The organism is Vibrio sp. Vb0304, from assembly GCF_033338995.1.
Lineage (GTDB): Bacteria > Pseudomonadota > Gammaproteobacteria > Enterobacterales > Vibrionaceae > Vibrio > Vibrio alginolyticus.
Map to the genome: position 1 here is coordinate 1 of NZ_JAWOTT010000045.1, position 6,294 is coordinate 6,294.

The 6,294-nt window shown below is 42.6% G+C and carries 5 protein-coding genes and 4 tRNA genes; 3 read left to right on the plus strand and 6 right to left on the minus strand.

Features of this window, described 5'->3' with window-relative positions; genetic code table 11:
• Positions 1–180: 180 nt before the first annotated feature.
• The 4 genes from R7P35_RS23410 to R7P35_RS23425 all read right to left on the minus strand — a co-directional run bounded on the left by R7P35_RS23410 (position 181) and on the right by R7P35_RS23425 (position 576).
• Positions 181–256: transfer RNA gene (locus tag R7P35_RS23410), tRNA-Thr, on the minus strand.
• Between the two features lie 13 nt (positions 257–269).
• Positions 270–344: transfer RNA gene (locus R7P35_RS23415), tRNA-Gly, on the minus strand.
• A 35-nt stretch (positions 345–379) separates the two neighbouring features.
• Positions 380–464, minus strand: a tRNA-Tyr gene (locus R7P35_RS23420).
• 36 nt (positions 465–500) lie between these two features.
• Positions 501–576, minus strand: a tRNA-Thr gene (locus R7P35_RS23425).
• 205 nt (positions 577–781) lie between these two features.
• Here R7P35_RS23425 and coaA point away from each other — a divergent pair.
• Positions 782–1,705, plus strand: a complete 924-nt coding sequence (gene coaA / locus R7P35_RS23430; RefSeq protein ID WP_005388683.1) for a type I pantothenate kinase — start codon at positions 782–784, stop codon at positions 1,703–1,705.
• Positions 1,706–1,712: 7 nt separating this feature from the next.
• Here coaA and birA read toward each other — a convergent pair whose 3' ends face one another.
• Complete coding sequence (gene birA, locus R7P35_RS23435) at positions 1,713–2,678, minus strand: bifunctional biotin--[acetyl-CoA-carboxylase] ligase/biotin operon repressor BirA (RefSeq protein ID WP_017821965.1); 966 nt, start codon at positions 2,676–2,678, stop codon at positions 1,713–1,715.
• Positions 2,675–3,718: a UDP-N-acetylmuramate dehydrogenase gene (murB, locus tag R7P35_RS23440; RefSeq protein WP_025768995.1), complete on the minus strand. Its 1,044-nt coding sequence runs from the start codon at positions 3,716–3,718 to the stop codon at positions 2,675–2,677. The genes birA and murB overlap by 4 nt, the downstream gene beginning before the upstream one ends.
• 101 nt (positions 3,719–3,819) lie before the next feature.
• On the opposite strand from murB, the gene R7P35_RS23445 reads away from it, so the two are divergent.
• Positions 3,820–4,251, plus strand: a complete 432-nt coding sequence (locus tag R7P35_RS23445; protein ID WP_025768994.1) for a GNAT family N-acetyltransferase — start codon at positions 3,820–3,822, stop codon at positions 4,249–4,251.
• Between the two features lie 71 nt (positions 4,252–4,322).
• Complete coding sequence (gene pssA, locus R7P35_RS23450; RefSeq protein WP_025768993.1) at positions 4,323–5,663, plus strand: CDP-diacylglycerol--serine O-phosphatidyltransferase; 1,341 nt, start codon at positions 4,323–4,325, stop codon at positions 5,661–5,663.
• Positions 5,664–6,294: the final 631 nt, after the last annotated feature.

Below are 6,294 nucleotides of genomic sequence, written 5' to 3' on the forward strand. Positions count from 1 at the left end.
TGTTTTACCGTGGTCAACGTGGCCGATAGTACCAACGTTAACGTGCGGTTTCGTACGTTCAAATTTTTCTTTAGACATGAGTGGTCCCTCTAGGTACGGATTTAGGTGGCCCAAATTGACCACGCAACCAAAAAAAGATAATTGGTAAATCTAATATCAAAAGGAAATAAACTTGAGAGCTGGTGCTGATAGGCAGACTCGAACTGCCGACCTCATCCTTACCAAGGATGCGCTCTACCACCTGAGCTATATCAGCACTCAAATTAGAGTGGAGCGGGCAGCGGGAATCGAACCCGCATCATCAGCTTGGAAGGCTGAGGTAATAGCCATTATACGATGCCCGCAACACGTAACTCTGAGAGCTATTTCCTAAAGAATATGGTGGAGGGGGACGGATTCGAACCATCGAAGGCGGTGCCGGCAGATTTACAGTCTGCTCCCTTTGGCCACTCGGGAACCCCTCCAAATTTTCAAGCCATTCAGACTACTAAAGGAAAGAATGGTGCCGACTACCGGAATCGAACTGGTGACCTACTGATTACAAGTCAGTTGCTCTACCTACTGAGCTAAGTCGGCATAAGTGGTGCGCATTCTATTGAATGATTTTCTAGGTTGCAATAGTAATTTGAAAAAAAATCATAAATTTCGATTTTTTAGATTCGTTTGCTGCAAATTCGTACAAACTTAGCTTTTTTAAAGTAAACTTCGACCTTTGTCGTTTGCTTTGAAGTTCGCTTGATGTATGTTCTTGCTTCTATTAAACCAAGGATAAAAGAGACCCATGAGTCCATTTTTGTCATTTGACCGTGCAAATTGGGCCGAGTTAAGAAACTCTGTACCGATGACACTTTCTGAAGACGACTTGACTGCGCTTCAGGGCATTAATGAAAACCTAACCATGGAGGAAGCGGTAGAGATCTACCTTCCTTTGTCTCGTCTTTTGAATCTGTATGTCCAGGCTCGTCAAAGCCGCAATTCCGTATTACAACAATTCTTAAATACAGAGGAACATGCTCCCCCTTTCGTAATTGGTATCGCTGGCAGTGTTGCTGTAGGCAAAAGTACGACTGCTCGTATTCTAACGGCATTGCTTTCTCGTTGGGAGAATCATCCCAAAGTGTCCTTGGTTACAACAGATGGCTTCCTATATCCGAAAAAAGTACTAGAAGAACGCGGTATCATGCATCGTAAAGGCTTCCCAGAATCCTATGATATCAAGCGCTTAGTCGAGTTCATGTCTGACGTAAAGGCAGGAAAGCCCGATCTTGAAGTACCCATCTACTCTCACATCACGTATGACATTACTGATGAACTAAGAAAAGTGGATAGACCGGATGTTCTTATTATTGAAGGTTTAAACGTTCTGCAAAGTGGAATGGACTATCCACATGACCCGCATCGTGTCTTCGTCTCTGACTTTTTAGATTTTTCAATTTATGTCGATGCAGAAACAGAGACCATTGAACATTGGTATGTAGAACGCTTTTTAAAGTTTCGCCAAGGGGCCTTTACGAAACCAGGCTCTTATTTTAGCCACTACACACAACTCTCTGTCGATGACGCAAAGAAAAAAGCGAAGCAAATTTGGCATGATATTAATGGGCTCAATTTAGAATTGAATATTCTTCCAACTCGTGAGAGAGCCCACTTGATTCTACACAAAGGCGTTAACCACTTAGTTGATAAAGTCTCGTTGCGAAAGTAATCGAAGATTAGTCACTTTTACGCAACGAGATTTCACCACCAATATAAGTCTCTAGTCCTTGGGAGGTTTCGATTAATATTCCACCTTGATGATCGATGCCTCGAACGACGCCATATACCTCTCTAGGACCAATAAGCAGTTTGACCTGACGATTAAGGAAATTGTCTAACCGATTCCAACGTTCGATAAAGCCAGTAAGTCCTTTCATTTCATATTCGACAAGTGCGGAATTCCAATGCTTGATAAGTGTCATTGCTAGAACATTTCTATCGATCTTGAGACTCTGATTTACTTGGTTCAACGTGGTCCATGGCTGGTCAATCTCAGGCTGGTCGTCAGGCATTCCAATATTCAGGCCCATCCCAATCACTAGATGAGCAGCCCCACCGGCCTGACCCGACATTTCAACCAAGATTCCGGCCAGTTTTTTATCTTGATAATACAAGTCATTCGGCCACTTGAGTTTAACACCTTGCATGCCTACTTCTTCCAAAGCTTCCACTGCGGCAATCCCAATCACCAAGCTCAAGCCCATTGCCGCAGCCATTCCTGCATCCAGTCGCCAATACATAGAGAGATATAAGTTAGAGCCAAACGGTGAGACCCATTGTCTACCGCGGCGACCACGCCCTTGTGCTTGATATTCAGCAATACAAACACGGCCCTTTTCCGAATCCGCGACTCTGTCGAGCAAATATTGATTCGTTGAGTCAATCACAGGGACGAGTTCAACAAGTGACTCCGAGCTAGTGGTAAGGAGAGTCTCGTCTAACAACTGCAATGGTGAGGCTAATTGGTAACCGCGCCCTTGCACTCGATAAATATCAATACCCCATTCACTAAGACCTTTAATGTGCTTAGCGATTGCCGCTCTGGAAACATTAAGATCGTCGCCCAACGCTTCTCCTGAATGAAACTCTCCATCACTTAATAACCTTAAAATATGAAGTTTCGTAGAGTGATCTTTTCTCATCTAGATGCCTCGATCTGAGTCAAATTCGTCTCCCCGGTACGATTGAGAAAGCGTACTTCATGCTCAAGTATGATTTGGTATTTATCCCATACCGTCTGCTTCACTAAATAAGCAAGCGCGACAATGTCATCAGCACTACAATTATCCATGTTGGTCAAAACCAAAGCTTGCATAGGGTTGACCTGCGCACCGTGTACAGACTTCCCTTTTAATCCACACTGATCGATAAGCCAACCAGCAGCAATTTTCATTCCTCCAGAAGCTGGGTAGGCCACTACGTTAGGGTATTTTTTTGTGAGTCGATCATAGTGATCTTGCGTGATCACTGGGTTTTTAAAGAAACTACCTGCGTTACCTATCTTGGTTGGATCTGGCAGTTTTGCCTTTCGCACTTGGCATACTCGTTCGAAGATAGAAGCAGGGCTGAGTTGTTCTTCTGGGATACTTTGTAAAGGACCGTACTGGTTAATCGGCTGCCATTGCTTCGCCAACTTAAGCCCTAATGCGGTGATAAAGCACTTTCCGTGCAACGCATGTTTAAATATGGAATCCCTATAGGCAAACTCACAGTCTTGGGCGTGCATTCTTTTGTTTTCAAACGTAGTTAGATCAAGAACATCTACATAATCACAGATGTCTTTTAGCTCTAGGCCATACGCACCAATGTTCTGAATAGGAGCCGAGCCAGCACAACCTGGAATCAAAGCTAAGTTCTCGATCCCACCGATCCCCTGATTCACACACCAGGAAACCAATTCAGGCCAATCTTCACCACCGGCAATATGTAATAGGTAGTGCTCATCCGTTTCCGTGACTTCTTTACCCATGATTCGATTAACAATCACTAATCCCTCAAAATGTTCTGTAAAAAGAACATTACTTCCTTTACCTAAAAAAAGTTTCGGTAAATGGGTGAATCTTGGGTTTTGAAATAGCTCAATAACATCTTCAAGCGACTCAACGATAGCTAAATAGGAACACGATTGTTCAATTCCAAAAGTATGGTAAGCCTTTAGGCTCGCATTTGTTTTAATTTGCATAGTAGGTTTGCAACACCAGATAAGATTCTCTTAAACTGTCGACATTCTACATTAGTTATCTTTTAACCGCAGTGACAATACCAGACTCATTAATCATAGAAGTGTTAAATCCCATCAAGCTCCCCCTCATTAAGAAACTATACAAAGCGTATTACCCTGCGGGTCGAGCCAAAAAAGATGAATTGATCATTACAGCAAGCCATAAAGGTGAAATCATTGCGTTACTACGTTTAAAAAGTGTAGATAAAGTTCGTCTATTGACAGGAATGTTGGTCATTCCGAAAGTTAGGGGAACAGGGATTGGAAAAGAACTACTAACTCATTGTAAAAAAAATGTTTTCACTGATGGCGATTATTGCTTCGCGTTTACACATCTCGAATCCTATTATTCCAAGCATGGATTCACAACAATTGATTGCTCTGAGCTACCACACCCGCTAAAAATGGCATTTCAACGTTATGTAGATAGCGGTAAAGATCTCATTCCAATGCAATTCATCTCTTCAACGACATCAAAACGCGTGCTTTTGTAGCCAGGTAAATCATATCTTTGATAAAATGGCAGGTTCGCAATATTGCACTAAACTAAGGTACTCATACCGATATGATAGTAAGTAGGAATCCATTCGAACAGTTGCCAAGTCTCGCTGTCAATCCGGAAGACTTTGATGTTCTGTATTCAGCAGAATCATTCAGAACCCGTCTTTTAGATGCTATCAGCAAAGCAACGTCGCGAATTTACCTAGTCGCTCTATATCTGGAAGATGATGAAGCTGGACGTGAAATTCTCACTGCGCTTTATGAAGCGAAACAGCGCAATCCTGGGTTGGACATCAATATCTGTGTCGACTGGCATCGAGCGCAGCGTGGCCTGATTGGTGCGGAGACATCTGAGGGTAATTCAGCGCTTTACAAAGCATATGCCAGCAAATACCAACACCCAATCCCTGTCTATGGCATACCAGTGCGTGGCAGAGAAGTTTTTGGGGTACTGCATTTAAAAGGCTTCATTGTCGATGATACTGTTATCTACAGTGGGGCGAGCTTAAATAACGTTTATCTCCATTATCATGAACGTTATCGATTTGATCGTTACCATGTGATTCGACATGAATCTTTAGCGAATTCAATGGTGCAATTCATTCAGGAAGAAATGATTGCTCACCCTGCCGTTAATGATCTTGCAGGAAAAGATAAGCCAGAAACCAAAGAAATAAAGTCGGCGATTCGCCAACTGAGGGCTTCTCTTGCTCAAGCCAACTATAAGTTTGAAGACCAAGCTGCAACAGAAGAAAGTGTAAAAGTCACTCCGTTAGTTGGGCTAGGCAAACGCCGTAATCTGCTCAATCAACAGATTGTAAAGTTATTGGCAGCAGCCCAAGACGAAATTTTCATTTGTACGCCTTACTTTAACTTCCCTAAAGCACTTCATCGTGAAGTGAAACGAGCCATGAAGCGTGGTGTGAAAGTAACTATTGTTGTGGGCGATAAAACCGCCAATGACTTTTACATTGCACCTGAGGAAGACTTTAAAACCATTGGCGGACTTCCATATCTTTACGAAGTGAATTTGCGTCGCTTTGCGAAAGCCAATGAAGCGAATATCGCCGCACGTAAATTGTCAATTCACCTATGGAAGCATGACAATAACAGCTTCCACCTTAAGGGTATTTGGGTTGATAAACGCTATATGCTACTTACTGGGAATAACCTAAATCCACGTGCTTGGTCACTCGACCTAGAAAATGGGCTACTCATACAAGACAATTATGCGAAGCTCACTGAGAAGTTTGAAGACGAAGTTTCGCGTATTCTTGAGCATACTCACCTTATCTGTACTTATAAGCAATTAGAGAAAGTAGAAGACTATCCTATAGAGGTACAGCGACTGGTCAGAAAAATTACCCGCCTAAAGGCAGATGGTGTTTTAAAACGTATTCTTTAGACATCATTTCTCGCTCTAAAGTACGTCGAGATTTTTATACTAAGCCAACCGCTTTAGCAGTTGGCTTTTTCATATAATCCATTTGGAATACTTAACTATTTTCTAGTACCGCTAGTGAGCACATAACCACTTAGATCTAGAGCGACTCTCTTAATGGGTTTGAGCTTTGACGTTTGTGAGTATTCCGCATAGCTTACAGCCTCGAGCTAAGCTACCCCTCTCTGTTCTGGCGCTTCTTACCCTTTGGCGATATATTTTTTCTGAGACTCATCAAATGTTCAGCGTCGAAAATCATCACCTCGCTAATGAAGAGCTCCTTCAATCTTTCATCTTCCAATTCGTTTTTTCTTTCTCATCAAGATTCAAGTCGTTGAACGCCTTTGAATACCATAGATTACTTAGGCTTGTTTGTAGGTCATATTGCCTTTCCACAGCATCACCGGCCTATAATTAATTAAAGCCTAGTGTGTAATTACGCAGAGTTCGCTTAGTAGGGATTATGTGAAATAGTCTAGTTAGGTGTATAAACACTCTTCAGGGAAACGTCGCAGTAGAAACGAAAAAAGCCCCAGTCTTTCGACTGAGGCTTAATATAAGTGGCGGAGTGGACGGGACTCGAACCCGCGACCCC